The organism is Streptomyces sp. NPDC050610 (assembly GCF_040654875.1).
Classification (GTDB): Bacteria; Actinomycetota; Actinomycetes; order Streptomycetales; family Streptomycetaceae; genus Streptomyces.
Window position 1 is genome coordinate 96,952 of record NZ_JBFAIV010000015.1, and the last position, 24,408, is coordinate 121,359.

The 24,408-nt window shown below is 70.4% G+C and carries 26 protein-coding genes and 1 pseudogene; 17 read left to right on the top strand and 10 right to left on the bottom strand.

All coding sequences use genetic code 11. The features are described from left to right. The first annotated feature begins 138 nt into the window (after positions 1 to 138). From AB0I22_RS19970 to AB0I22_RS19980, 3 genes are all read left to right on the top strand, one after another. Positions 139 to 870: a GPP34 family phosphoprotein gene (locus AB0I22_RS19970; RefSeq protein ID WP_363132140.1), complete on the top strand. Its 732-nt coding sequence runs from the start codon at positions 139 to 141 to the stop codon at positions 868 to 870. An 87-nt stretch (positions 871 to 957) separates the two neighbouring features. After that, positions 958 to 1,698 (top strand): TetR family transcriptional regulator, encoded by a 741-nt coding sequence (locus tag AB0I22_RS19975; RefSeq protein WP_363132141.1) that lies wholly within the window; start codon positions 958 to 960, stop codon positions 1,696 to 1,698. 38 nt (positions 1,699 to 1,736) lie between these two features. Continuing rightward, the gene (locus tag AB0I22_RS19980; protein ID WP_363132142.1) at positions 1,737 to 2,219 is read left to right on the top strand and encodes a hypothetical protein; all 483 of its coding nucleotides are present in this window, start codon (positions 1,737 to 1,739) and stop codon (positions 2,217 to 2,219) included. A 28-nt stretch (positions 2,220 to 2,247) separates the two neighbouring features. Here AB0I22_RS19980 and AB0I22_RS19985 read toward each other — a convergent pair whose 3' ends face one another. After that, a complete protein-coding gene (locus AB0I22_RS19985; protein WP_363132143.1) occupies positions 2,248 to 3,111 on the bottom strand; it encodes an NAD(P)H-binding protein in 864 nt (287 codons plus the stop codon). Positions 3,112 to 3,280: 169 nt separating this feature from the next. Between AB0I22_RS19985 and AB0I22_RS19990 the strand changes: the two genes are divergently transcribed. Next, positions 3,281 to 3,667 (top strand): helix-turn-helix domain-containing protein, encoded by a 387-nt coding sequence (locus tag AB0I22_RS19990; RefSeq protein ID WP_363132144.1) that lies wholly within the window; start codon positions 3,281 to 3,283, stop codon positions 3,665 to 3,667. Here AB0I22_RS19990 and AB0I22_RS19995 read toward each other — a convergent pair. After that, a pseudogene (locus AB0I22_RS19995) lies at positions 3,664 to 4,008 on the bottom strand (alpha/beta hydrolase); the annotation flags it as partial. The gene AB0I22_RS19990 and the pseudogene AB0I22_RS19995 overlap by 4 nt on opposite strands. A gap of 1,014 nt (positions 4,009 to 5,022) precedes the next feature. After that, entirely contained in the window at positions 5,023 to 5,535 is a 513-nt protein-coding gene (locus AB0I22_RS20000; RefSeq protein ID WP_363132145.1) for an Lrp/AsnC family transcriptional regulator, read from the bottom strand. Positions 5,536 to 5,608: 73 nt separating this feature from the next. Between AB0I22_RS20000 and AB0I22_RS20005 the strand changes: the two genes are divergently transcribed. Continuing rightward, a complete protein-coding gene (locus AB0I22_RS20005) occupies positions 5,609 to 6,580 on the top strand; it encodes an EamA family transporter (RefSeq protein ID WP_363132146.1) in 972 nt (323 codons plus the stop codon). Positions 6,581 to 6,582: 2 nt separating this feature from the next. Next, positions 6,583 to 7,047 (top strand): DUF2000 domain-containing protein, encoded by a 465-nt coding sequence (locus AB0I22_RS20010; protein ID WP_363132147.1) that lies wholly within the window; start codon positions 6,583 to 6,585, stop codon positions 7,045 to 7,047. Between the two features lie 111 nt (positions 7,048 to 7,158). Here AB0I22_RS20010 and AB0I22_RS20015 read toward each other — a convergent pair whose 3' ends face one another. Beyond that, complete coding sequence (locus AB0I22_RS20015) at positions 7,159 to 7,737, bottom strand: hypothetical protein (protein ID WP_363132148.1); 579 nt, start codon at positions 7,735 to 7,737, stop codon at positions 7,159 to 7,161. A gap of 388 nt (positions 7,738 to 8,125) precedes the next feature. Between AB0I22_RS20015 and AB0I22_RS20020 the strand changes: the two genes are divergently transcribed. Next, entirely contained in the window at positions 8,126 to 8,689 is a 564-nt protein-coding gene (locus tag AB0I22_RS20020; protein WP_363132149.1) for a GNAT family N-acetyltransferase, read from the top strand. 151 nt (positions 8,690 to 8,840) lie between these two features. Here the strand turns inward: AB0I22_RS20020 and AB0I22_RS20025 are convergent, their stop codons facing one another. The 5 genes from AB0I22_RS20025 to AB0I22_RS20045 all read right to left on the bottom strand — a co-directional run bounded on the left by AB0I22_RS20025 (position 8,841) and on the right by AB0I22_RS20045 (position 12,268). Continuing rightward, positions 8,841 to 9,425 (bottom strand): TetR/AcrR family transcriptional regulator, encoded by a 585-nt coding sequence (locus AB0I22_RS20025; RefSeq protein WP_363132150.1) that lies wholly within the window; start codon positions 9,423 to 9,425, stop codon positions 8,841 to 8,843. Positions 9,426 to 9,584: 159 nt separating this feature from the next. Next, the gene (locus AB0I22_RS20030) at positions 9,585 to 10,916 is read right to left on the bottom strand and encodes a cytochrome P450 (protein ID WP_363132151.1); all 1,332 of its coding nucleotides are present in this window, start codon (positions 10,914 to 10,916) and stop codon (positions 9,585 to 9,587) included. 44 nt (positions 10,917 to 10,960) lie between these two features. Next, complete coding sequence (locus AB0I22_RS20035; RefSeq protein WP_363132152.1) at positions 10,961 to 11,164, bottom strand: DUF397 domain-containing protein; 204 nt, start codon at positions 11,162 to 11,164, stop codon at positions 10,961 to 10,963. 42 nt (positions 11,165 to 11,206) lie between these two features. Further along, positions 11,207 to 11,404 carry a DUF397 domain-containing protein gene (locus AB0I22_RS20040; protein WP_363132153.1) on the bottom strand — a complete coding sequence of 66 codons (198 nt, stop codon included), beginning with the start codon at positions 11,402 to 11,404 and terminating at the stop codon, positions 11,207 to 11,209. Between the two features lie 12 nt (positions 11,405 to 11,416). Continuing rightward, on the bottom strand, positions 11,417 to 12,268 hold the full coding sequence (locus tag AB0I22_RS20045) for a helix-turn-helix transcriptional regulator (protein WP_363132154.1): 852 nt from the start codon (positions 12,266 to 12,268) through the stop codon (positions 11,417 to 11,419). 295 nt (positions 12,269 to 12,563) lie between these two features. Between AB0I22_RS20045 and AB0I22_RS20050 the strand changes: the two genes are divergently transcribed. The 8 genes from AB0I22_RS20050 (at position 12,564) to AB0I22_RS20085 (ending at position 20,358) form a co-directional block, all read left to right on the top strand. Then, a complete protein-coding gene (locus AB0I22_RS20050) occupies positions 12,564 to 13,127 on the top strand; it encodes an ATP-binding protein (RefSeq protein WP_363132155.1) in 564 nt (187 codons plus the stop codon). Between the two features lie 169 nt (positions 13,128 to 13,296). Continuing rightward, complete coding sequence (locus AB0I22_RS20055; RefSeq protein ID WP_363132156.1) at positions 13,297 to 13,725, top strand: hypothetical protein; 429 nt, start codon at positions 13,297 to 13,299, stop codon at positions 13,723 to 13,725. A gap of 206 nt (positions 13,726 to 13,931) precedes the next feature. Next, a complete protein-coding gene (locus tag AB0I22_RS20060) occupies positions 13,932 to 15,059 on the top strand; it encodes an NAD(P)/FAD-dependent oxidoreductase (RefSeq protein ID WP_363132157.1) in 1,128 nt (375 codons plus the stop codon). 356 nt (positions 15,060 to 15,415) lie between these two features. Continuing rightward, positions 15,416 to 16,744, top strand: a complete 1,329-nt coding sequence (gene gdhA, locus AB0I22_RS20065; protein WP_363132228.1) for an NADP-specific glutamate dehydrogenase — start codon at positions 15,416 to 15,418, stop codon at positions 16,742 to 16,744. Between the two features lie 208 nt (positions 16,745 to 16,952). After that, complete coding sequence (locus AB0I22_RS20070; RefSeq protein ID WP_363132158.1) at positions 16,953 to 17,492, top strand: TIGR00730 family Rossman fold protein; 540 nt, start codon at positions 16,953 to 16,955, stop codon at positions 17,490 to 17,492. 24 nt (positions 17,493 to 17,516) lie between these two features. Continuing rightward, on the top strand, positions 17,517 to 18,206 hold the full coding sequence (locus AB0I22_RS20075; RefSeq protein WP_363132159.1) for an SDR family oxidoreductase: 690 nt from the start codon (positions 17,517 to 17,519) through the stop codon (positions 18,204 to 18,206). Positions 18,207 to 18,395: 189 nt separating this feature from the next. Continuing rightward, on the top strand, positions 18,396 to 18,842 hold the full coding sequence (locus AB0I22_RS20080; protein ID WP_363132160.1) for a MarR family transcriptional regulator: 447 nt from the start codon (positions 18,396 to 18,398) through the stop codon (positions 18,840 to 18,842). Between the two features lie 97 nt (positions 18,843 to 18,939). Beyond that, positions 18,940 to 20,358 carry a DHA2 family efflux MFS transporter permease subunit gene (locus AB0I22_RS20085; RefSeq protein ID WP_363132161.1) on the top strand — a complete coding sequence of 473 codons (1,419 nt, stop codon included), beginning with the start codon at positions 18,940 to 18,942 and terminating at the stop codon, positions 20,356 to 20,358. 144 nt (positions 20,359 to 20,502) lie between these two features. Here AB0I22_RS20085 and AB0I22_RS20090 read toward each other — a convergent pair whose 3' ends face one another. Next, on the bottom strand, positions 20,503 to 20,949 hold the full coding sequence (locus tag AB0I22_RS20090; RefSeq protein WP_363132162.1) for a DUF3592 domain-containing protein: 447 nt from the start codon (positions 20,947 to 20,949) through the stop codon (positions 20,503 to 20,505). An 85-nt stretch (positions 20,950 to 21,034) separates the two neighbouring features. Here AB0I22_RS20090 and AB0I22_RS20095 point away from each other — a divergent pair, with 85 nt between their 5' ends. Together AB0I22_RS20095 and ligA are read left to right on the top strand one after the other, a co-directional pair. Then, positions 21,035 to 22,048, top strand: a complete 1,014-nt coding sequence (locus tag AB0I22_RS20095; protein WP_363132163.1) for a methionine synthase — start codon at positions 21,035 to 21,037, stop codon at positions 22,046 to 22,048. A gap of 32 nt (positions 22,049 to 22,080) precedes the next feature. Beyond that, positions 22,081 to 24,270, top strand: coding sequence for an NAD-dependent DNA ligase LigA (ligA, locus tag AB0I22_RS20100; protein WP_363132164.1), 2,190 nt, complete (start codon positions 22,081 to 22,083; stop codon positions 24,268 to 24,270). Positions 24,271 to 24,408: the final 138 nt, after the last annotated feature.

Sequence of the window (24,408 nt, forward strand, 5' to 3'; positions counted from 1 at the left end):
ATTGGGGTGTGGTGCTCGTCACCGCGTTCCATCACCATGCCGAGCCGCTCCACCACGTCTCGCCGCTCAAGACACCCGCTGGTCAGCGGCCTGCCGGGGCTCATAATCGATGGTGAACCCCTTGAGGAAGCGAGCGACGTGGACCCGACACTGCCCCGGCGGATGTACCTGCTCAGCCTCTACGCGGACGACGGCGAACCTGGCCTCGGCCGGTTCCGCGGCCTGCTGTTGCGCGCGGCGGCGCTGACCGAGCTGACCGTCGACGGGCGGATCGAGGGCCGGGACGGGAAGGCCGTACGGAAGACCGCCGCCGAGCCGCCGAGTGATCCGTCCCTCGCGGAGCCGCCGAGCGATCCGCCCCTCGCGGAGCCGCCGAGTGATCTGTGCTTCGCGGAGTCGCCGAGCGATCCGTTCCTCGACGACGTGCTGAGCGGCGTGTCTACGGACGAGCCGCGTCACTGGATGACGCTCCTCCAGCGCGACGCGCACACGGCCGAGGCGGCCGTACGCGAGCAGCTCGCCGCGACAGGGGTGATCACGGTCCGCCAGGGCAAGGCGCTCGGCGTGCTCCCGACCAGCAAGATCACCGTCAACACCCCTGAAGAGATACGCGCCCTGCGGGAGAGGGTGAGGAACGCGGTCATGCTCGGCCTCGACCCGGCGACGGCGCCCGTGGACGAGACGGCCGCGGCCGTGCTCGCCGCCGAGAGCGAAGTCGAGAGCGTCTTCACGCTGAAGGAGCGCTGGAAGCACAGAAAGGCGCTCAGCGCGCTCGGCGCGCACTACGACGGCGCCGTGCCCGGACTGCGCGAAGCGCTCCGCGCGGCGGTCGCGTCGAGCAGGGCGGCCGGGGGCGGCTGGAGCCAGTGACGGGGTGTGCGGGAGGCGGGGCCGGCCGGTCCGGGCTCCCGCCAGGCGGCAGCGGGGGCGACGGTGTCCGAACGTATAGTCGTGGCCATGGCTGATGCCGCATCCACCCGACAGCGCCCCGGACGCCCCGCGCAGATCAGCCGCGAACGGATCGTCGACGCCGCCTTCTCGGCCGGCAACCTCGACGCGCTGACCATGCGGGAACTCGCCACGCGCCTGGGCGTCACCCACGGCGCCCTCTACCGCTGGGTCAAGAACCGCGACCAGCTCTTCGACCTCATCAACGAGGTCATGGTCGAACGCGTCCTCCCCGCCGAGGGCCCGCACGGCGACCAAGGCCCGTACGGCGACCAAGGCCCGTACGGCGACCAAGGCCCGTACGGCGACCAAGGCCCGTACGGCGACCAAGGCCCGTACGGCAGCCAAGATCCGCACGGCGACCAAGATCCGCACGGCGACCACTGGCGGCCGTGGCTGGCGCGCGTCGCCTGGGCCATGCACGACCAGTTCCTCGCCGTACCCGGCTACGCGACCCGCACCTCACGGCCCCACCGCCACTCCGCCGCCTTCGGCCGGCTCCGGCACGAGGTCGTCACCGCGTTCACCGACGCCGGCGTGGACAGCGAACTGGCCGAACAGAGCTGGTACATCTTCATCACCTCCGTCGTCAGCTGGCTGGCCGTCCAGGAGAGCCCCCTGGACCTGGGCCACGCCGCTCCTCGCTTCGAACTCTTCCTCGGCGCGCTGCTACGGGGGCTGCCGGCGCGGGAACCGGGGCGGAGCGGGAGTGAGGGCCGCCCGTGCCCGTCGTCAACTACCTCTGGGTAGCCTGTTTCCGGACAGCCGCTTGTAGTTCACATCGACTTGTGGACCATGGCGCCGACGGCATTTCGCAGAAGGGTGACGGAGAGTTGACGGGAGAGGGCGTCAAGAGGAGTCGGCTGCGGTTTCTCCCGTATGTCATTTTCGCGGCCCTGGCGATGTGGGTGGCTGCCGAGGTCTTCCTCATAAACCACGACCCGGAGCCAGGGGCCTCGTCGCGAACGGCCCTTGAGGAACAGGTGGTCAAGGCCGCGCGGAGCCAAGACTCCGACGCCCTGAACCAACTCTTCGCGAAGGGCAGTGTTTCCGACGACTACGCGAAGGATTATCTGGACCAGTTGGACGAGGCCGAGCCCGGCGGGCTGAAGGCGTCCATTCGCGGTCGCGGCGGTGTCGATTTCCTGACGCTGACGGGCAAGTCCGCGAAGGGCGAGGCTATTTGCACAGCGTGGCAGGTGGATTCCGAGGACGGGCACTGGCTGCTGGACGCGACGCCGCCGATCACGCCGACTCCGTGCGGCGGGTAGGGCGGACAGGACGGATAGGTACGTCGCGTCACGACTCCTGGGCGAAGGCGCCGAGGTGGTCGGCGATGAAGGTGCGTACGTTCCGCGGAGCGGTGCCCGTAACGGCGTCCACGTCATCAGAAAGCCATGCCGCGTCGCCATCGGCGATGAGGCCGAACATCTGCGTGTTGGAGGCCGCGACCGGCTCGGGGACGCCGGCCCGGACCATGGCCGCCCGGTGTTCAGTGGGGGAGACCCGGCGGTACTCGACTTCATGCCCCAACGCGTCGGTCAGCGCCTTCGCGACATCGGCGTAGGTGATCAGCTCGGGTCCCGTCAGCAAGTACGTGCGTCCCGCGTGACCGGTCGGCGCGGTGGCGACGGCGGCCGCGGTGGCGGCGACGTCGCGGGAGTCCACCATCGCGAACTGGCCGTCGCCGGCCGACATCACGAAACCCCGCGTCTGCTTGATCATCGGCGTGAAGGCGAAGAGGTTCTGCATGAGCAGATTCGGCGCCAGCAGCGTGAACCCGAGCCCGCTCGCCTTCAGATGCGCCTCGATCCGCGCGTGGTCCCGTCGCCGGTCGACCGGGGAGGACTCCGACGCCTTGTGGTTGGTGATCTTGACGATATGCCGCACGCCCTGCCGGGCGGCGCTGTCGATGACCGCGATCTCGTGCTCCGGGACGGGCGGGCTGATGAGCACGACGGTGTCGGCGCCGCGCATGGCCGCGTCGAGTGTGTCCGTACGCTCGAAGTCGCCGACGGCGATGTCGACGGCGGCCGGGAGCGACCCTCCCGGTGCGCGGGACGGGTCGCGCACCAGCGCCCTCGTAGCCGGGCCGCCCGGCTCGGCGAGCAGCTGAACGGTTTCCGACCCGATCTTGCCGGTGGCTCCGGTGACCACGATCACGACGTTCTCCTCCGATTGCGCGGGTGCTTGTACTTGCCTATGAGGCTCCACGGCCTGCGCGGACGGAGCTCCACAGCTCGTACGGGCGGGCCCCTATAGGCCGGTATCCAGCCTGCCCATCGAAGGTATCGATTGTGAAGTAGGCGCCGATTGGATATATAGGTACCTGATGGATACCGAACAGGTCACCTACGCGAAGGACTGCCCGTCGCGCACCGTGCTCAGCGCGCTCGCGAACAAGTGGTCGCTGTACGTACTCGGCGTGCTGCGCCGGCAGGAGCGGCCGCTGCGCTTCACCGAGCTGCGCCGGCATATCGAGGGCGTGACGCAGAAGTCCCTGACGCAAGCGCTCCGCAATCTGGAGCGCGACGGACTGATCAGCCGTACCGCCTACCCGACCATCCCCCCGCGCGTGGAATACGCCCTCACAGACCTCGGGGTCGAAGTCGGCGCTCTCACCACGGCGATCGCGGACTGGTCCAAGGACAATGTCTCGCGCGTCCAGGCGGCCCGGTCGGCCTACGACAACCGCGCCGCCGGCCAGGACCTTTCCTAGCGGGGCCGCTGCCCGACCGGGCTGAGCTGTACGGGCCGTCCGGCTTCGGCGACGGCGCGTACGAACCCCTCCGGGTTGTCGAGCATGATGTTGTGCCCGCAGTCGGGGACGGCGACGACGGACACGCCCGCGGCGGCCAGTTCGTCCGCGCCGGGCAGCGGCGCGTCGTCGGCCGGAAGCAGAAAGGTCCGGGGGATCTCCAGCTTGAGCAGCTGCTCCCGCATGGTCGGTACGGACCCGGCGACGAGGTGTACGGCGCTGCGATGCAATGCCACTCGCCCCGCCAGGCGCATGGTGGCCCACCACTGGCCGCCGGACCGCTCCCGCGTCTCCTCCCAGCCGGGATTGCGGCTGGGGTCAGGGAAGGCTCGCTGCGCTTTGCCCGCTGGTTGCTGCCGCGATGTGGCTGGGGTGGGTTGGTCGGGTGTGGGTGGTCTTGGGCCGGGGCCTGTGATCGCTGCCGCGTGGGGCGGCATTGTGCTCGGTGGGGTGCAAGTTTCGTCTCGGGCCCTTCGGACCCAAGGCGCTAGCAGCGGCGGGGGAGGGGGCCGGGCTGGTCCCGGTTTGCTGCCTGCGGGCGAGGTTTGCGGCTGGGGTCAGGGAGGCTCGCTGCGCTTCACCGCTGGTTGCTGCCGCGAAGTGGCCATGGTGAGTTGGCCGAGTGCGGGTGTGGGGGCGGCTCGGGCCTGTGATCCACGGCAGTGGGGAGTGGGATGCGGCGCGCTGCGCCTTGGGGTGGTTGGCGTTCGGGAGTGGGTTTCCGCTCGTTGGGCGGGGCTTCTGGGTGCGGAAACCCTCTTCTGACGGCCAGCGCGCCCGATATGCCGGGCCTGTGAAGTTGATTGGGCAACAGGTCAGACTTACCGTCCGATTCCGCGTCTGATAAGGCGCTTTTGTCGGATGGAAACTCCGACCTGTTAGCCATTCAACCTTCCAGGCTGGGCATATCGGGCACGTGGGCGTTGGAGGGGAGTTTCCACATCCCCAGCCCCTGCCCTGGGTGCGGAAACCCTCCTCGGACAGCAACCCCGCCCAAGGCGCAGCGCAGCGCGCCGCACTCCCCTGCTCGCTGCCGTGGATCACAGGCCCGAGCCATGAACCCACCCGCTCCCGAAGGTCCCACCACGACCCCATCGCGGCAGCAACCAGCGGTGAAGCGCAGCGAGCCATCCCTGATCTCAGCCGCGAACACGGCGACAGTCAGCGAACCGACAGCAGCCCGGCCCCCTCCCCTCCCGCTGGTGGCGCCTTGGATCCGGAGGGTCCGAGACGAAACCCGCACTTGCCCACCGGCAATACCGCCCCACCCAGCACCACACGTCCCACCCAGCACCACGCGGGAGCACCCCCCCCCGCTACCGATGCCGACGCGGAGGCCGAGCCGGCCCGGTGGTGTCGGCGCCGGGGGTGGGGGCCGGTTCGATGATGCGGGGCTGGACGTGTTCGTACGCCATTGTCGTCTGGACGTCGGCGACTTCGCGCCGTTCGGTGAGCCGGTCGATGACGAAGGCGTACACGCCGTTCACGTCCGGTACTGCGATGTGCAGGAGGAAATCGTAGGAGCCGGAGGTGACGAACATGGCGATGACCTCCGGCAGCCGCTGCGCCCATTCCCGGAAGCCTTCGATGATCGGCCGGGCGGGGGGACGGATTCGTACCGAGATCAGTGCCTGTACGGGCCGTCCGACCGCTTCGAGGTCGAGTGCGGCGTGATAGCCGGTGATCAGGCCCCGTTCGCGGAGCAGCCGGACCCGCTCCAGCGATGTCGACGGCGAGACGCCCGTCTTCGCGGCCAGTTCCCGGTTGGTCTGCCGTGCATCGTTCTGCAACTCCCGCAATAGAGCCCTGTCCACCGAATCAAGTTCCACAGTTTCGCCTCCACGCCACATGAAATGCGCTGTTCTGCCGGTCTGCGCGCATCAATGCTTAGCCTATGGCGTCATGAGGCAACAAATGCACGGGTTCTTCGGCGGTGCCGGGCTGGTCCTGGGGGCCATGCTCCTGTGGGGCACCGTGGGCCCCGCGCAGGCTCTGGCCGGTACCCCCATGGGCCCCGCCGCGCTCGGCGGCTGGCGGCTGGTCGTCGGGGGCGTGGTGCTGGGCGTATGCGCCCGCCGCCATCTGCCCGCCCTGATCCCGGCGATGCGGCAGGGGCTGGCCCGCCCGTTGCTGATCTGCGCCGCCGCTACGGGCGTCTATCAGGCGGCTTTCCTCTTCTCCGCAGCCCGTACCGGCGCCGCGCTGGCGACCACTGTCGCCTTGGGCACCGCTCCCGTCGCCACCGGGCTGATCGCCCGCGCGGTGGGCGGCGAACGGCTCACCCGGACGTGGCTGATCTCCACCGCCGCCGCCGTGACCGGCTGCGTCCTGCTGTCGGCGCCCACCGGGGCCGGCGTCGATGCCCTCGGGTTGCCGGCGGCTGCGGCCTCGGGCGTCTGCTTCGGCCTGTACACCGTGTTCGCCAAGAAGCTGGCTGCCGACCATCCCGGCGTTCACCTGCCGACGGTGTCCGCCCTCGCGCTGCTGCTCGGCGCCGTACCGCTGGTGCCGTGGGTGGTCACCGATGCCGGTTCCCTCGGCGAACCCGCGGCGCTGGGTCTGATCGCCTGGCTGGGGGTGGCCGCCACCGCCCTGCCGTACTGGCTGTTCTCCGTCGGCATCACCTTCACCAGCGCGGCGACCGTGGCCACGCTCTGCCTCGCCGAACCCCTCGCGGCGTCCTTCCTGGGCGTCTTCGTCCTGCACGAGCACCTCACCGCGACCGCCGTCCTCGGGAGCCTGCTCATGCTGGGCGGACTCGCGGCGGCCTGCCTTCCCGCGCCCCGACCGGAAGCCGCACCCGCCACAGCCCCCACCGCCATACCCCCCACAGCCACACCCGCCACCGCCACACCCCGTACCCAGGAGCAGTAGCCATGTCCGTACCCGAACTGACCACCGACGACGTCCGGACCGACCTCTCCACCCGGCAGGCGAAGCTCAAGTGGGTGATCGTCGTCGATGCCGCCCTCCCTGCCGGACGGCAGGTCAACGCCGCCGCCTGCATCGCGGCGGGCGTCGGCCGGCAGCACCCCGCGCTACTGGGCGCAGATGCCGAGGACGCCGACGGGTTCCACCACCCCGGCCTGCCCTGGGCCGGGTGCTCCATCCTGGCCGCCGATGCCGCGGCGCTGAACGCCCTGCGCGGCAAGGCGGCCGAGAAGGAAGACGTCCTCATCTTCGACATGCCCGAACACGCGCAGAGCGTCAAGGTCTACGACCAGTACCTGGAGCAGGTCGCCGGTACCAAGGCCGGGGATCTCGTCTACTGCGCCGTCAGCCTCCTCGGTCCGCGCAACCGCATCGACAAGCTTGTCGGGAAACTCCCCCTGCTGCGCTGACCCCTGCTGCGCTGACCCTTGCTCCGCCGACCTCTGCTCCGTCGACCTTTCCCCGTGCGTAAAGCCCCGGCGGCAGTGCCGCCGGGGCGAGGCGGGGGAGGCCGGGGACGGTCAGCCCTGGGCCCGGTGGATCTTCCAGTCGGCGACGTCGGAACTGCGGTTGAAGTAGGCGTTGGTGCACAGGTCGTACTTGGCGCCGCTGAGGGGGCTCGTGTGGTTGGTCTCCAGGAAGCCGCCGTTGTCCCCGTAGAGGTTCCAGAGGTGGACTACGTCGCCGGCCCGGACGTTCTGGTCGGCGGGGCTGGAGGTCTGCGCGAAGATCCGCCAGCGGCCGGTGCCCGTGGCCCGGTCCTGGGACTGGGAGGTGGACACGTCGTACTTGGCGCCGGCGCTCTTCTGCTCGTCACGGGCGTGGCCGTTGGTGTCGAGGTAGCCGCCGTCACCGCCGTACAGGTTGCGCAGGTAGACCACGTCACCGCTGACCACCGGCTGGCCGGCGGCCTTTCCCGATGCCGAGAGGATCTCCCAGGTGCCGGTTCCCTTGCCGCGGGACGGGCTGTCGGCGGTCGCCACCTGGTACTTGCCGCCGGACGCGCTGCTGTGGCTGTTGGTGTCGAGGTAGCCGCCCTTCCAACTGTCGTAGCCGTTCTGCAGATGGATCTGCTCGCCATACTTGAGTTCGTTCGCCATCAGGCTTCCCCTCGTGAATGACGTCGTGAATGACGGCGAGTGCGTCAACGCGGACGCTGGAACGCACTCGATAGCGACACCACCCACCCTGGCGCAGAACCGCGCATTGGGAACCAACTTCGCAAGCTTGTCCAAAACTCGGCCGTGCCAGTTCCAGCCAGGAAGCGGGCGTGGCCGCACCTCCCTGCCGCGGCGAAAGCGTGCCTCGTGGTGGCGGTGACGTAGGCGGAGGCGTCTGCGGCGGTGTTGGTGGAGGTGTGCTGTACCGGCCTCGTCGATTTCCGCGGAAGCATGGACCGCCCCCCCCGGACCGGTGGACACCCGACCGACCCGACGGGGTGACGTTCGTCGTGGTGCCCGCGTCCGGGCGGACATAGGGTGCCGCGTTGTGGACACGCACATAGCCTTCGACCAGCAGCGGGAACCGGTTTCCGGAGACCGGCTCGCCTTCCGGCGCGCGGACAGGGACGACCTGGCCGAGCTGGTCCGCCTCCGAGACGACGCCGCCCAGTGGCAGATCGCCCACGGGATCGACCAGTGGAAGCCCGGACAACTCGGCGAGGACCACTTCCGCGCATGTCTGGAAGCCGGCGAGGTCTGGCTCGCCGCTCTCGGTCCCGACGGCCCGATCGCCGGGGCCTGGGAACTGTGGTGGGACGACGTGGCAGCCTGGGGCCCTCAGCCGCCTACCGCCGGCTACGTCCACCGGCTGATGACCGACCGCCGCACCGCCCCGCCGGGCACCGGGCGCCGCCTGCTCGACGAAGCCGAACGCCGCATCGCCGCCTCAGGCCGGAGCCTTTGCCGACTGGACTGCCTGGCCGACAACGCGCGGCTGCGCGCGTACTACGAGACGGCGGGCTACTCCGTCGTCGGCGCGCAGCCCGCGAAGGACGGGGGGCTGGGCAGCGCGTACGCCGTCACCCTGCTCGAAAAGGTGCTCAGCCGCTGACGTGCAAGCGCCCGGAACTCCAGACCCCGGGGCGGGCCGCCACCGTAAGCCCGCCGGGCAGGGCCGGTCCGTGCCGGTCCGGGCCAAGGCACTGACGCCCGACGCCGACGCCCGGCACTGGCGCCCGACGCTGACGCCGACGCCGGGTCGGCTACGGCAGGCGCAGGCCGGCCAGCAGGAGTTCGACCAGGCGGCGGGCGTCGTATCGCGGGTTGCTGGCCCCGATGCACAGGTTGCCCACGCCGGCCATCAGCTCCAGGGCCCCGATGTCGGAGCGGATCTCGCCCGCGTCGGCGGCGGCGTGGAGCAGGTCGGCGCAGACCGGTACGAGGCGGTCGATGAAGTAGGTGTGCAGAGTCGAGAACGTCGGGTCGTCGGAGCGCAGCGCCTCGGCCAGGCCGTGCTTGGTGACGAGGAAGTCGACGAAGAGGTCCACCCAGCGCGTCAGGGCGATATGCGGCGAGGGGCTGCTCGCCAGCAGGTCGGGGCCCGCCTCGGCGCATGCCTCCACCTGGTGCCGGTACACGGAGGCGACGAGGTCCGCGCGCGTGGGGAAGTGGCGGTAGATCGTGCCGACCCCGACACCGGCCTTGGCCGCGATGTCGCGTACCGGTGCGTCGACGCCGGAGGCGACGAAGGCCGCCGCTGCCGCTTCCAGCAGGGTCTTCTCGTTGCGCCGGGCGTCGGCCCGCTTACGGGGCGCCGGTGATCCTGATGCGTTGCCGATGCCGGTCACTGCGCTGAAACTCCCATCACTCCACCTTGCCAGTCGGAACCTCGTTCCGTATATTTTGAAGCGGAACAAGGTTCCGACTGTTCATGATGGCAGAAGGGGTGCCCTGTGCCCAGTTCCGTACGCCCCTCAACTTCCTCAGGGGAGGTCCCGGCCCGGCGCTCAGCCCGCTCCGCTTGCCCGCGGCCGCACCGTCATCCGAATCCCGTCCCGAGCCCACAGTACGAACCGCTCCACCGGCGTCACCTCGTGTCCCGGCGCGGGCCGGAAGCGCAAGCGCTTGAGGAGGACGGCCAGGACGAGCTGGGCCTCGACCGTGGCCAGGGCGGCGCCCTCGCAGCCGCGCGGCCCGATCCCGAAGGGGACGTACGCGAGCCTCGGCCGCTTGGCCGCCTCGCGCGGCGTGAACCGCTCAGGGTCGAACCGCTCCGGCTCGGGCCAGTACGCGGGGTTCAGGTGCACCGCCCAGAAGGGATAGAACACCGTCGTCCCGGCGGGGATCTCGTACGGGCCGAGGGCCAGGTCCTCCGTCGTCTCACGCGCGCCGTACGGGCCGGGCGGGAACAGCCGCATCGACTCCTTGAGCACCATGTCCAGATACGTCAGCCGCCGCAGGTCGCCGTAGTCGGGCGCGGAGCGCCCGCCCAGCACCTCGTCCAGTTCGGCGGCCACGCGCTCGGCCGCGTCGGGGTGGCGGCCCAGCAGGTGCAGCGTCCATGACACGGCGACGCCGGTGGTGTGGTGGGCGGCCAGCAGCGTCATCATCACGGTGTCCCGGATGCGCGCCGGGCTCTCCCCGGCCTCCACCAGCGCCCCGATCAGGTCGCTGCGGTCCGTACGGCCGCCGGAACGGTGCCCCGCCACCACGCCGTCGACCGTCGCCCGCAGGTACGCGAGGGCCTCCTCCGCCCGCTCCGCCGAGCGCGGGTCGTCCCGTGGCACCTGGTAGAGCCGTCCGAGGTACTCGGTGAGCACCTCCTCGAACGCCACGACGATCCGGTCCGCGTCCGTATCGGCGCCCGCCTCGCCGAACGCGAAACCGCAGATCATACGGAGCGACAGCGCCGTCAACTCCTTCTGCAACTCGACGGGTTCGTCATCCGCTTCCCGCCCGTCCCAGCGGTCCGCGCGCTCCCGTGCCAGTTCCGTGAAGCGCGCGAAGTGCCGCTCGTGGGCCGGGCGTCCGGCGAGCACCGAGAGCAGCAGCCGTCGCCAGGGGGTGTGCTCATCGGCGGGAAGCACCTGCAAATTGCCCGCCTCGCACAACGGGTCCAGGAACGCGAACAGTTCCTCGGGCCGCTTGTCGAGGTGCTCCGTGGCCTCCAGAAGTACGGGATCGGCAACTGATACGGCCGAGTCCGCGCCCGGCAGTTGGAACCGTACGACCGGCCCGTACGCCTCGTGCATGCGCAATTGGTACCGGTGCAGCCCACCCGCGTCCACGACGGCGCTCAGCCCGCCGTCCTCCTGACGCTCAGGTCCGGGAATACGCATAACGGTGCCTCCTGTCCGGAGCCGGCCATGTCCATCGAGCGGCCCTATGCCGATTTGGCGGTGCCTTTATTGGCCTTCACGTGGCGCAGCAATGCGCGTAGGGCGGTCCGGTTCGTCGTGAGGGTGGTGGCAGGGGTTTCGCTCTCACGGAGCGCCACCGTGCTTCTCGTCGCTGCGATCTCGATGCAGTTGTTTCCACCGTCGCCGGAGAAGGATGAGCGTTGCCAACTATGTTGGGTCACTGCCATGGACCTCTCGCGGGGCGCTGGGGCGGTGTGGATGAACTCCGTTCAGAGGCGGTGAGATTCCGTGCCGGCCTTTATACGGCGTAGTAACGCGCCGAGGGCGGGGCGGCTTGTCGTGACGACGGTGGTGGGGCAGTCGCTTTCCCGGAGCGCAACGCCGACGGTGTGCGTCGTGGCGACCTCCACGCAAGCGTTACCGGCCGCTTCGGAGAACGAGGACTTGAGCCACTTCAACTCGCGCAAGGACGTTGCCTTTCACATGTCACTGACGATGTCCAGGATGAGGTCCCTCGACTCCTTCGGATTCAACGCCACCTGCTCGACCAAGTCCAGGCGTCGACGGAAGTTGGCCAGCTGGGTCGGCGAGTCGAGGAAGACCGCACCGACCTGCGAGTCGACTTCCACGGTGTCCAGTTGGGAGTTGGCGGCGGACACGTAAAGCACTGTCTCGCCGGCCATGGGGAACGCCCCGGCTGCGAACGGGATCACGAGCAGCTGGACATTGTCACGTTCGCTCTCCTCAAGAAGGCGTTTCAGTTGCGCGGTGGCGACTCGGCGGCCCCCGACGCGCATCCGTAGAGCCGCCTCATGAATGAGTCCCACATACGGCACGCTGCGGTCACCCGCTACGACTCTGTGCCTCGCCAGTCGTTGCGCCACCCGCAATTCGACCTCCAGCCGCGGTAGCGCGGGTACGAAGAGGTCGAAGAGCGTGCGGGCGTGGTCCTCGGTCTGGAACAGGCCCGGGATGTGCGCTGTCTGGAGCGTGCGCAGGCTGGTGGCGTGGTGTTCCAGTATCGCCACGTCCAAGAAGTCTGGCGGGATCTTGCCTCTGTACTCGTCCCACCAGCCTTTGGACCGGCCGCCGGTCATTGCGCTCAGGGCATCGATCAGGGCGGGGTCGTCGCACTCGTAGATGTTGGCCAGGCGGCGGAGTCGCTCATCGCTGATGCCGAACCGTCCGGATTCGATGTTGGAGATCATCGTCCGGTCCCCGCCGAGTTTCTCGGCAGCCACCGGAGCGGACATCCCCACGGCGTCGCGCAGCCGACGTAGTTCGGTGCCGAACCGGCGTTGGCGGACCGTGGGGGCTTGACGCGGTGCCATAGGTCAACTCCTTCGTTGCGCGCACAGTTTGGCCACTGCGTCGTCTGGTTGTCCATCGAACACTTTCGTACGACGCGTTTCGTGTGAGTAGGTAGCACGTGTTGCCATTTAACCGCTACGGTGTGCCGCGTGTCACTTACGCCGCGTTACGGGCCGGAAGTGCACCGGTGCCCCCTGCTCACCCGGAAGCCGCCCGGCGCGGCAGGGGAAACACCGGCAAAGCCACCGCCCGGCCTCGGCAACCACCGGCACACGTCCGCTCGTTATCGCACGCCCGCACCCAAGGAGGTGCCCCGTGAGGACAGAAGACTCCCCCCACGCCCCAGACCAGGCCGCAGACCATGCCGCCGGTCACCCTGCCGACCACCCCGCCCCCATCCCGTTCACCGAACCCTGGCAGTACGAACTCGGCTTTCCGTGCGATCCGCGCGGGCCGCGTATCGCCAGGATCACCCTGCGGGCCGTCCTGGCCGCGCACGAACTCACCGAACTCAGCTACCGGGCCGAGCTGTTGGCCTGCGAGCTGGCCACGAATTCCGTGCGGCATACGAGAGGGTCGGCGACCGTGCGGCTGCACTGGCTGTATCCGGTGCTGAGGGTCAGCGTCTGGGATGCCAGTCCGGATCTCCCCAAGAGGTATGAGCCGTCCGCCGGCGTAGACGCAGGCGGAGGCGTCGGCGCCTACGCCGAGGGCGGGCGGGGGCTGGCGATCGTGGAACTGGTCGCCGACCGTTGGGGCGGGTGTGCCATAGGGGACGGGGTGAACGGGCCCGGCGGCAAGACCGTCTGGTTCGAACTCGCTCTCGCCGTCGGCCCGGTTCCGCCCGGGCCCGCCCTTCCCTCCGCGCTCGCCGCCTGAGCGGCCGGGCCCGCCTCGGCACGGCTCGGAGCGGTTCAACGCGGCCGTTCGGGTGGGGCCGTACACCTGGTTGGGCCCGGTGGCCGGTTCTGCCGGCCGACCGGGCGGCGTCCGGTGGTGCACTGGGGCCGACCCCTGGCCGTACGGCCGTCACCCACTGGAGGACCGAGTGGAACCCTTCATCGCCCTCGTCGTCGGGTTCGCGGTGGCCCGCCTGGTCGGAGTGGCCGGGGTGGACGCGCTCGACGACTGGCAATCCGCGCTGCGGGTCGGCGTGGCCCTGATGTTCCTGTTCACCGTGTCCGCCCACGCCCACCCCAAACTGCGCGCCGACCTCATCGGCATGGTGCCGCCGGCGCTGCCCCGGCCGGACCTGTTGGTGACGGCCACGGGGGTGCTCGAACTCGCCGGTGCCATCGGCTTGTTGATCCCCGCCACATCGACCGCGGCCGCCTGGTGCCTGATCGCGCTCATGGTCGCGATGTTCCCCGCCAACGTGTCCGCCGCCAAGCGGCAGGTGGCCCAGGGCGACCCGATCGTGCAGCGGAGCCTGTGGCAGCTCGTCTACATCGCGGCGGCAGCACTCACGCTCATCTGAACCACCTGCATCGCCTTCAAGAGCCAGGAGCCAGGAGTCAGGAGCCAGGAGCGCGGCGTCGGTCGCGCATCGGCCGTACATCGGCGGCTGTCGGGCGCGCGTCGGCCGCCTGTCGGCCGGAGGCCGGAATCTTGCCTGAGACCGGCCGGGCGCCCACCCGGCCGGCCTTCGACAGGCCCCCGACAGGCAAGGAATCACTCATCGCCATGACCACTCACGCCACGATCATCGGAGCCGGCCTCGGCGGGCTCGTCCTGGCCCGTGTCCTGCACGTACACGGCATCCCGGCGACGGTGTACGAGGGGGAGGCGTCCCCGACGGCTCGTACGCAGGGCGGGATGCTCGACATCCACGACTACAACGGGCAGCTCGCCCTCAAGGCGGCCGACCTGATGGACGAGTTCGACGGCATCATCCTGGAGGGCCGCCAGGCGATGCGGTTCCTCGACCCAGACGGGAACGTCCTGTTCGACCAGCCCGACGACGGTACGGGCGGCCGCCCCGAGGTGCAGCGGGCCGAACTGCGCCGGATTCTGCTCGACTCGCTCCCGGACGGCACTGTCCAGTGGGGGCGCAAAGTTACGGGCGTACGCGCCCTCGGTGAGGGGCGGCACGAGGTGGCGTTCGCCGACGGTTCGACCGTCACCACGAACCTGCTGGTCGGCGCGGACGGCGCGTGGTCACGGGTCCGGCCGCTGCTCTCCGACGCCACCCCCGAGTACGTCGGCCGGTCCTTCGTTGAGACCTACCTCTTCGACGTCGACACCCGTCACCCCGCCACCGCGCGAGCGGTCGGCGGCGGCTCGTTCGGCACGGTCGATCCGGGGCGGGACGGCGCGTGGATCGGGGCTCATCGGGAGAGCGGCGCGACCATCCACGCGTATATAACGCTGTCCAAGCCGCGGGAATGGCTCGACGGCATCGATTTCACCGACTCCGGTGCGGCCGCCGCGCGGATCGCGGCGGAGTTCGACGGCTGGGCGCCGGAGCTCACCGCGCTGATCACCGACGCCGACACCGCGCCCGTACTGCGTCCGCTCCACTCCCTGCCGACCGGGCACCGCTGGGACCGGGTGCCGGGGGTGACCCTGGTCGGCGACGCGGCCCACCTCTCGATCCCCGACGGGGAGGGCGCCAACCTGGCCCTTCAGGACGGCGCGGAACTCGGCCAGGCCCTCGCCGCGCACCCTGACGACATCGAGGCCGCGCTCGCCGAGTATGAGCGGGTGATGCTCCCCCGCAGCGCCGCGGCCGCCGCCGAAGCCGTGGCGACCAACAACGCCACCCCCGCGGAGCTGCTCGAACTGCTGACTCGGGAGAAGGCGGCCTCCTGAGCCGTCGGCGTGGAACCGCCGAGTGGAACAGACAAGATTCCCTTTCCTATTCGTGGGCAATGGAAGCCAATGGCGTCGTCTTCCGGGAGGAGGCGTTCGAGGGAGCCGTACGCCGTGCCGGGTACGCGCCCACCTCACTCGCCCCCTCGCGGTACGGCGAGTGCCCCGTTCCGGCACGGCGAGCGGCCCCTCCCGCACGGGTTCCCACACGGATTCCCGGGCGGGAGGGGCCGGTGTTCCGTGGCCGCCCCGGCGGCCGGCCCAGTACGCCCGGCGCTTAAAGTCGCATGGCCATACCAGAGAAGGCATGGTCATATTCGCTGTCCTGGAAGGGGACCGATGTGAGTACTGATGTGATGTCGTCCTTTCACCACGAGTTGATACGCCGCAATCCCGGCGAACCCGAGTTCCACCAGGCCACGCTGGAGGTCCTGGAGACGCTCGCGCCGGTCCTCGCCGCGCGGCCCGAGATCGCCGAGGCCAAGCTGGTGGAGCGGATCTGCGAGCCGGAGCGGCAGATCATGTTCCGGGTGCCGTGGCAGGACGATGCCGGGCAGATCCACATCAACCGGGGCTTCCGCGTGGAGTTCAACAGCGCCCTCGGCCCGTACAAGGGCGGGCTGCGCTTCCACCCCTCGGTCAACCTCGGCATCGTGAAGTTCCTCGGCTTCGAGCAGATCTTCAAGAACTCGCTGACCGGGCTCAACATCGGCGGCGGCAAGGGCGGCAGCGACTTCGACCCGCACGGCCGGTCGGACACCGAGGTGATGCGGTTCTGTCAGTCGTTCATGACGGAGCTCCACCGCCACCTGGGCGAGCACACGGACGTACCGGCCGGGGACATCGGCGTTGGCGGCCGGGAGATCGGCTTCATGTTCGGCCAGTACCGCCGCATCACCAACCGCTGGGAGGCCGGCATCCTCACCGGCAAGGGCCTCCAGTGGGGCGGCTCCCACGCCCGCACGGAGGCCACCGGGTACGGGAACGTGCTGTTCACCGCCGAGATGCTCAAGCAGCGCGGCGAGGACCTCGACGGGCAGCAGGTCGTGGTCTCCGGCTCCGGCAATGTGGCGATCTACACGATCGAGAAGGCCCAGGCGCTCGGCGCCAACGTGCTGACCTGCTCGGACTCCGGCGGCTACATCGTGGACGAGAAGGGCATCGACCTCGCCCTGCTCAAGGAGATCAAGGAGGTCGAGCGCGGCCGGATCAGCGAGTACGCGGAGCGGCGCGGGGCCTCGGCCACGTATGTGCCGGGCGGCTCCGTCTGGGACGTGCCCGCCGACGTCGCACTGCCCTCGGCCACCCAGAACGAACTCGACGGCGACGCCGCCCGGACGCTCGTACGCGCCGGGGTGAAGGCCGTCTCCGAGGGCGCCAACATGCCGGCCACGCCGGAGGCGGTCGGGGTGCTGCGGGAGGCCGGGGTCGCGTTCGGGCCGGGCAAGGCGGCCAACGCGGGCGGCGTCGCGACCAGCGCGCTGGAGATGCGGCAGAACTCCGGGCGCGAGTCCTGGACCTTCGAGCGCGCGGAGGGCGAGCTCGCGGAGATCATGCGCGGCATCCACGCCACGTGCTACGAGACCGCCGAGCGGTACGGCGCGCCGGGCGACTACGTCACGGGCGCCAACATCGCCGGGTTCGAGCGGGTCGCCGACGCGATGCTGGAGCAGGGGCTCATCTGACCGGCCCGGCAGAAGGCTGAGCGACGGCGCTCAGCCGGTGAGAACGTGCAGAACTGTGCAGACGCGTATAAACCCATGCAGATATACGCAGGTATACGCAGGCATACGCGACCGTGTGCAGATGTGATGAATTCAGCCAGGGGCCGCAGCCCTTGTCGCCCGCAATGGCGGGGGCGGCAAGGCACGTGCCGCGCGTACCGTGGCACCCATGAATATCTGCGTCTTCTGTTCCGCCGCCGACCTCGACGACCGCTACACCGCCCCCGCTCGTGAATTCGCCGAGCTGATCGGGAAGGGCGGGCACACCATGGTGTGGGGCGGCTCCGAGTCCGGCCTGATGAAGGTCATGGCGGACGGGGTGCAGGACAACGGCGGGAAGCTGGTCGGCGTCTCGGTGGAGTTCCTGGCCGCGAAGGCGCGCACCAACGCGGACGAGATGATCGTCACCAAGGACCTCGCGGAGCGCAAGGCGCTGCTGCTGGCGCGCGCGGACGCGATCGTGATCATGGTGGGCGGCACCGGCACGCTCGACGAGGCGACCGAGATCCTGGAGCTGAAGAAGCACGGGATGCACACCAAGCCGGTGGTGCTGCTCAACGCCGCGGGCTTCTATGACGGGCTGAAGCAGCAGTTCCAGCGGATGGAGGAGGAGGGCTTCCTGCCGGTCCCGCTGACGGAGCTCGTCTTCTTCGCCGAGGACGGCGTGGGGACCATGGCGTATCTCGAAGAGTCGGCCGGAGTCCAGTAAGTCCCGTAAGGCAAGCTGGGTCCCATGAGTACGCACATGATCACTGGGGCCGGCTCGGGCATCGGGGCGGCCGTCGTCGAGAAGCTGCTGGCGCGCGGCGACGAGCTGTTCCTCTTCGCGCGCGACGCCGGGCGGGCCAAGGAACTCGCGGAGCGCTTCCCCGGCGCCCGCACTCTCGTCGCCGACCTGGGCAACCCCGACCGGCTCTCCTGGGCGCTCAGCCAGCAGTCGGTCCCCGACCGTGTCGACACGCTGCTGCACATCGCGGGCGTCGTAGACCTCGGCGGCATCGGCGAGCTGAGCACGAAGGCGTGGAACCGCCAGCTCGCCGCGAACCTCGTCTCCCCGGCCGAGCTGACCCGGCTGTTCCTGCCCCAGCTGCGCATCGCCCAGGGCCACGTCCTCTTCGTCAACTCCGGCGCCGGCCTCAGCGCGGGCCCCCAGTGGGGCGCGTACGCCGCGAGCAAGCACGGCCTCAAGGCGCTCGCCGACTCGCTGCGCGCCGAGGAGCACGGCAACGGGGTGCGCGTCACCTCCGTCTACCCGGGGCGCACCGCCACGGCGATGCAGGAGAAGGTGCACCAGCAGGAGGGCAAGGAGTACGACGCCGAGCGCTGGATCGACCCGGAGTCGATCGCGAAGACGATCCTGCTGTCGATCGACCTGCCGCGGGACGCGGAGATCAACGACATCACGGTGCGGCCGGGGCGCTGACGTCGTACGTGTCGGGGCGGTGACGTCGTACGTGCCGTACCGGGCCCCGATGTCTTACGTGCCGGGGCGGTGGCCTCGTACGCGCCGGGGCCGCGGGGCCGTAGGGTCCGGCCGGTCCGTCGGTTCCGGCCAGGTCGTACGCCCCGGGCGAACCGTACGACCTGGCCGCCTCGGACGTACGCTGGCCGGGTGAGCACCGAACTGAGCGAACCGACGGCCGTGACGGCGACGGCGTGCGGGGTGCGGGAGATCCGTTCGCTCGTCACCGAGCTGACGCACCGGATGGACGCGCACCGCCGCAGCCGCATCGCCGAGCTGGATCTCACGCCGACGCAGGCGAAGGCGCTGGAGGAGCTGGGCGAGCCGAAGACCGCCCGGGAGCTGGCGGCCGTGCTGTGCTGCGAGCCGCCGAATGTCACGTACGTCATCGACAAGATGCAGAAGCAGGGGCTCGTGGAGCGCCGGCCGCATCCGCAGGACCGGCGGGCCAAGCAGCTCGTACTGACCGACGCGGGGCGGGAGTTGCGCCTGGATCTGCTGCGGCGGATGGCCACGAACTCGCCGCTGGACCATATGTCGCACGACGAGCGCGCGGCCCTTCGCGACCAGTTGTTGCGGGCCCTGGACCGGGCCTGACTCTCGCGGGACCGACCGGGGGCGGGACCGTATGCCTTGAGTAAAGTTACAGCTGTAACTATTGTTGGCGGATGTAGATACAGCTTTAACTATCCGCATGCTCACCCCAACCCGCTCTCCCCGGGCCGCGAACGCCCCCGCGCGCCCCTCCGCTCCGGGGCGGCCCGGCCTCCAACTCCTCGCGCTCGCGCTGGGGTTCGTGATGGCCACCCTCGATGTGACGATCGTCAATGTCGCCGGCCCCCGGCTCCGTACGGACATGGGGCTGAGCCTGTCCGGCCTGACCTGGGTCGTCGACGGGTACGTACTCGTCTTCGCCTCCTTCCTGCTGCTGGCCGGCACTCTCGCCAACCGTTTCGGCGCCCGCCGGATCTACCTCGCCGGGCTGGCGCTCTTCACCGCGGCCTCACTGCTGTGCGCGAGCGCGCCCATCCCTGACGTGCTCGTCGCGGGGCGGCTGCTCCAAGGCGCGGGCGCCGCGCTCTTCATGCCCAGCTCGCTGACGTTGCTGCTCAACGCCTTCCCCGAACCGCGGCAGCGCTCCCGGGTCCTCGGGCTCTGGGCCGCGATCGTCTCGACCGCGGCCGGGCTCGGACCGCTCCTCGGCGGGGTGCTCGTCGGCTCCCTCGGCTGGCGCAGCATCTTCCTCGTCAACCTGCCCGTCGGCGCCGTGGGGTTCGTGCTCGCCCGCCGCGTGGTGGCCGTGCTGCCCGGCAGGCCCGCGCCGCTCGGCGCGGTCGGGCACGTGCTGGGGCTGGTCGCGCTCGCCGCCCTCAGCTACGGGCTGATCGAGGGCCCGGAACAGGGGTGGGCGTCGCCCGCCGTGCTGGCCGCCTTCGCCGTGGCGCTGCTGGCCGGGGCCGGTTTCGTCGTGCGGGAGCGGACCGGCGGGGCCGCCGGGCGGGTGCGGGTGCTGCCCGGTGACCTCTTCGCCGACCGGCGCTTCTCGACCGCCAACGCTGTCGGCTTCCTCTTCAACTTCGGCGTCTACGGCGTCATGTTCATGCTCGCGCTCTTCCTCCAGAACGCGCGCGGCGCCGATCCGGTGACCGCGGGCCTGGAACTGCTGCCGACCCAGTTGGTCTGGCCCATCGGCAATGTCCTCTACGCCAGGCTCGGCCTCCGCGTCGGCAATCGCACCGCCCTCGCCGGGGCGCTCGCCTACGCCGCCCTCGGCATGCTGGCGCTCGGCCTGATCCTCTCCCCGGACCTGCCCTACTGGGTGCTGGCCGTCGTGCTCGGCGTCCTCAACATCGGCGTCGGCATCGCCTCCCCGGCCCTGACCGGCGCCCTCATGGACGCCGCGGGTCCGCAGCACGCCAACATCGCCAGCGCCACGCTCAACGCCAACCGCCAGGTCGGCTCCCTCGTCGGCATCGCCGTCATGGGCGCGGTGCTCGCGGGCGCCGGCGACTGGTACACGGGCGCGGCGGTCTCCTTCGGGCTGGCCTTCGCCGCGTACGGGGCGGGGGCGGCCCTCGCCTGGGCGGGGCTGCGGCACGTACCGGCCGCGTGAACACCCTCACGTACCGGCTGCATGAACCGCGAACACCGTCGTGTACCGGCTACATGAACCGAGAACACCGTCCGTACCGACTGCATGAATCATGAATGCCGTCGCGTACCAGCTGCATGAACCATGAGCACCGTCACGTACCGGCTACATGAACACCGCCACGTACACCGCGAGGCAGCACACGAGGACCGCGAGGAGTGCCGTGACGACCGCCATCGACGCCGCCGCCGCGCGCAGCATCCCGGAGTTGTCCGGCTGGAGGGCGGTCGCCTGCTCGGGCTGCTCCGGTAAATAGCGGACGGTGAGCGTGTCGCCCGCCATCACCGTTGCCGGGCTGCCCGTCTCCTCGAAGCGCACCGGGCGGCCGTCGCGCGTCCGGTACTCGTACACGTGGTGCAGGACGGCGGGGCCGCCCTGGCCGCCCCGGGAGGTGGCGTACGCGCGCAGACAGCGCCCCTGGGCGGTGAGTCCCGTACGCCACAGGGTGGTGAGACGGCGGCGCCGTTCGGCGACCCTGCCGATGCCGTAGAGCGCGAGGCAGGCCATCAGCGCGGGGATGGCGAGCACTAGTGCGCTGGACAGAAAAGACATGGCACACACCTCCTGTATCTGGGACGGAGACTCCGCCCGGGGCCGTCGCGGTTCCCGCGTGCTCGTACTCTCGTACCCTTCCGGGGTGACTGAGAAGAGCGAGAAGAGCTGGACCGCGGGCGTGGCGACCGGCGTCGGGTCGATGCCCGGCGGTGACGCGCGGGAGGCCGCGAAGACCGTCACCGGGTCGCTGGAGGCATTCCCCCACCTGCCGGAACTGCCCGCGCGGGGGCCCGGCGCGGACATGATCGGGCGGACCGCGGGGCTGCTCGTGGAGGTGTACGCGCACGTCGAGCCCAGCGGGTGGCGGATCAGCGACCGGCCGGGGCGGGACACCAAGCGGGCAGTGTCGTGGCTGGGCGAAGACCTCGACGCGCTGGAGGAGTTCACCCAGGGGTACGAGGGGCCGCTGAAGGTGTCGGCCGTCGGGCCGTGGACGCTGGCCGCCGCCCTGGAGACGCGCGGCGGCGAAGTGGCGCTGCGCGATCCGGGGGCGTGCCGGGATCTGGCCGCGTCGCTGGCCGAGGGGGTGCGGGCCCACCTCGCGGAGGTGCGGCGCAGGGTGCCCGGGGCCCGCGTGGTGCTCCAGCTCGACGAGCCGTCGCTCACCTCGGTGCTGACCGGCCAGGTCCGTACGGCCAGCGGCTACCGCACCCACCGGGCCGTCGACCGGAGCGTGGTGGAGGGCGCGCTGCGGGACATGGTGGCCGCCGCCGGGGGCGCGCCGGTCGTCGTCCACTCGTGCGCGCCGAACGTGCCGTTCGGCCTGCTGCGGCGGTCCGGGGCCGCGGGCGTGTCGTTCGATTTCGCACTGCTCACCGAGGGTGAGGAGGAGGCGATCGGGGAGGCCGTGGAGGGCGGCACGGCGCTCTTCGCGGGCGTGGTGCCGGGCACCGACGGCCCATTGTCGGACCCTGCCGGTAGCGTCATGGGTGTCAGGACGCTGTGGCGCAGGCTGGGGCTGGCACCGGGGACTCTCGCGGAGTCCGTCGTGCTCACTCCGTCGTGCGGGCTCGCGGGCGCTTCGCCCGCATATGCCCATACGGCCCTCGCACACTGCGTCAAGGCGGCGAGATCGCTCGCGGACAACCCTGAGTGACGGCGCTCTTGGAGCAACGGGAGGACGAGACGGTGGCAGGCGAACAGGACGCAGCGGTACCCGCGGAAGCGCGGGAGAAGCACGCGCGGCTCGCTGAGCAGATCGAGGATCACCGCTTCCGGTACTACGTCCGGGACGCCCCGGTCGTCAGCGACGCCGAGTTCGACAAGCTGCTGCGCTCCCTGGAGGCGCTGGAGGAGGAGCATCCGCAGCTGCGGACCCCGGACTCGCCCACGCAGAAGGTCGCGGGCGCCTACGAGACCGACTTCGCCACCGTCGAGCACCGCGAGCGCATGCTCTCCCTGGACAACGCCTTCGACGACGAGGAACTGGCGGCCTGGGCCGAGCGCGTCGCCAAGGACGTGGGGGAGGGGACCCCGTACCACTTCCTGTGCGAGCTGAAGATCGACGGCCTCGCCGTCAACCTCACCTACGAGCACGGCCGGCTGACCCGCGCCGCCACCCGCGGGGACGGCCGCACCGGCGAGGACATCACGCCCAACGTCCGCACGATCGACGAGATCCCGCACCGGCTGGAGGGGGAGCGGGTCCCGGAGCTGGTCGAGGTGCGCGGCGAGGTCTTCTTCCCGATGGAGAAGTTCGAGGAGCTCAACGCCCGCCTGGTGGAGGCCGGCAAGCCGCCGTTCGCCAACCCGCGCAACGCGGCGGCCGGATCGCTGCGCCAGAAGGACCCGAAGATCACCGCGGCCCGCCCGCTGCACATGGTGGTGCACGGCATCGGCGCGCGCGAGGGCTTCGACATCGACTGCCAGTCGCACGCGTACGACCTGCTGCGCCAGTGGGGGCTGCCGACCGCCAAGCACAACCAGGTGGTCGACTCGCTGGAGGGCGTGCGGAAGTTCATCGCCCGCTTCGGCGACACCGAGACCCGGCACTCCATGGAGCACGAGATCGACGGCGTGGTCGTCAAGCTCGACGAGATCCCCCTCCAGGGGCGGCTCGGCTCCACCTCGCGCGCCCCGCGCTGGGCCATCGCCTGGAAGTACGCGCCGGAGGAGGTCAACACCAAGCTCGTCGACATCCGCGTCGGCGTCGGCCGTACCGGCCGCGTCACGCCCTACGCGGTGGTGGAGCCGGTCACGGTCGCGGGCTCCGAGGTCGAGTTCGCGACCCTGCACAACCAGGACGTGGTCAAGGCCAAGGGCGTCCTGATCGGCGACACGGTGGTGCTGCGCAAGGCCGGCGACGTGATCCCCGAGATCCTGGGGCCCGTCGTGGACCTGCGCGACGGCACCGAGCGGGAGTTCGCGATGCCCGCCGAGTGCCCGGACTGCGGCACGGAGCTGCGCCCCGCCAAGGAGGGCGACATCGACCTCCGCTGCCCCAACGCCCGTTCCTGCCCTGCCCAGTTGCGCGAGCGGATCTTCTATCTGGCGGGCCGCAAGAGCCTGGACATCGAGAACTTCGGCTATGTGGCGGCCACCGCCCTGACCCAGCCGCTGGAGCCCTCGGAGCCGCCCCTGAAGGACGAGGGCGACCTCTTCGACCTCACCGTCGAGGAGCTGCTGCCCATCAAGTCGTACGTGCTCGACCCGGACAGCGGGCTGCCCAAGCGAGACCCGGAGACGGGCGAGGAGAAGATCGTCACCTTCTTCGCCAACCAGAAGGGCGAGCCGAAGAAGAACACCCTGTCCATGCTGGAGAACATCCAGGCCGCGAAGGAGCGGCCGCTGGCCCGGATCATCACGGGGCTGTCGATCCGGCACGTGGGCCCGGTCGCGGCGGAGGCGCTGGCCCGGGCGTTCCGGTCGCTGGAGCGGATCGCGGAGGCGAGCGAGGAGGAGCTGGCGGCCACCGAGGGCGTCGGCCCGACCATCGCGGCGTCCGTGAAGAAGTGGTTCGCGGAGGACTGGCACGGCGCGATTGTGGAGAAGTGGCGCGCCGCGGGGGTACGCATGGAGGAGGAGGCGGGGGAGGATGAGGGTCCGCGGCCGCTGGAAGGCCTGACCGTCGTCGTCACCGGGACGCTCCAGTCGTACACGCGGGACGGCGCTAAGGAGGCGCTTCAGAGCCGGGGGGCGAAGGTGACCGGTTCGGTCTCGAAGAAGACCGACTTCGTGGTCGTCGGCGACAACCCCGGATCTAAATATGACAAAGCGATGCAGGTGAAGGTGCCGGTGCTGGAGGAGGACGGCTTCGCCGTACTCCTCGAACAGGGGCCGGACGCCGCACGCGAAGCGGCCGTGACCCCACCCGAGTAGCCCGATCAGGAGTCCCGGCATAGTCAGCGGGCATCACTCATAGAGGGCCCACCGAAGCGCATTACCAGAGGGTTGCGGATGGCCAGGCCGCAATCGGGAAACCGTAGCCGATCGCGGCCCGCCGCGACCCTCTGCGGC

What these genes read in the sequence shown, in the direction of transcription:
- AB0I22_RS19975 (WP_363132141.1), top strand. Translation starts at nt 958, where the DNA reads ATGGCTGATGCCGCATCCACCCGACAGCGCCCCGGACGCCCCGCGCAG.
- AB0I22_RS19990 (WP_363132144.1), top strand. Translation starts at nt 3,281, where the DNA reads ATGGATACCGAACAGGTCACCTACGCGAAGGACTGCCCGTCGCGCACC.
- AB0I22_RS20005 (WP_363132146.1), top strand. Translation starts at nt 5,609, where the DNA reads ATGAGGCAACAAATGCACGGGTTCTTCGGCGGTGCCGGGCTGGTCCTG.
- AB0I22_RS20010 (WP_363132147.1), top strand. Translation starts at nt 6,583, where the DNA reads ATGTCCGTACCCGAACTGACCACCGACGACGTCCGGACCGACCTCTCC.
- AB0I22_RS20015 (WP_363132148.1), bottom strand. Translation starts at nt 7,737, where the DNA reads ATGGCGAACGAACTCAAGTATGGCGAGCAGATCCATCTGCAGAACGGC.
- AB0I22_RS20030 (WP_363132151.1), bottom strand. Translation starts at nt 10,916, where the DNA reads ATGCGTATTCCCGGACCTGAGCGTCAGGAGGACGGCGGGCTGAGCGCC.
- AB0I22_RS20035 (WP_363132152.1), bottom strand. Translation starts at nt 11,164, where the DNA reads ATGGCAGTGACCCAACATAGTTGGCAACGCTCATCCTTCTCCGGCGAC.
- AB0I22_RS20045 (WP_363132154.1), bottom strand. Translation starts at nt 12,268, where the DNA reads ATGGCACCGCGTCAAGCCCCCACGGTCCGCCAACGCCGGTTCGGCACC.
- AB0I22_RS20060 (WP_363132157.1), top strand. Translation starts at nt 13,932, where the DNA reads ATGACCACTCACGCCACGATCATCGGAGCCGGCCTCGGCGGGCTCGTC.
- gdhA (WP_363132228.1), top strand. Translation starts at nt 15,416, where the DNA reads ATGTCGTCCTTTCACCACGAGTTGATACGCCGCAATCCCGGCGAACCC.
- AB0I22_RS20070 (WP_363132158.1), top strand. Translation starts at nt 16,953, where the DNA reads ATGAATATCTGCGTCTTCTGTTCCGCCGCCGACCTCGACGACCGCTAC.
- AB0I22_RS20075 (WP_363132159.1), top strand. Translation starts at nt 17,517, where the DNA reads ATGAGTACGCACATGATCACTGGGGCCGGCTCGGGCATCGGGGCGGCC.
- AB0I22_RS20085 (WP_363132161.1), top strand. Translation starts at nt 18,940, where the DNA reads ATGCTCACCCCAACCCGCTCTCCCCGGGCCGCGAACGCCCCCGCGCGC.
- AB0I22_RS20090 (WP_363132162.1), bottom strand. Translation starts at nt 20,949, where the DNA reads ATGTCTTTTCTGTCCAGCGCACTAGTGCTCGCCATCCCCGCGCTGATG.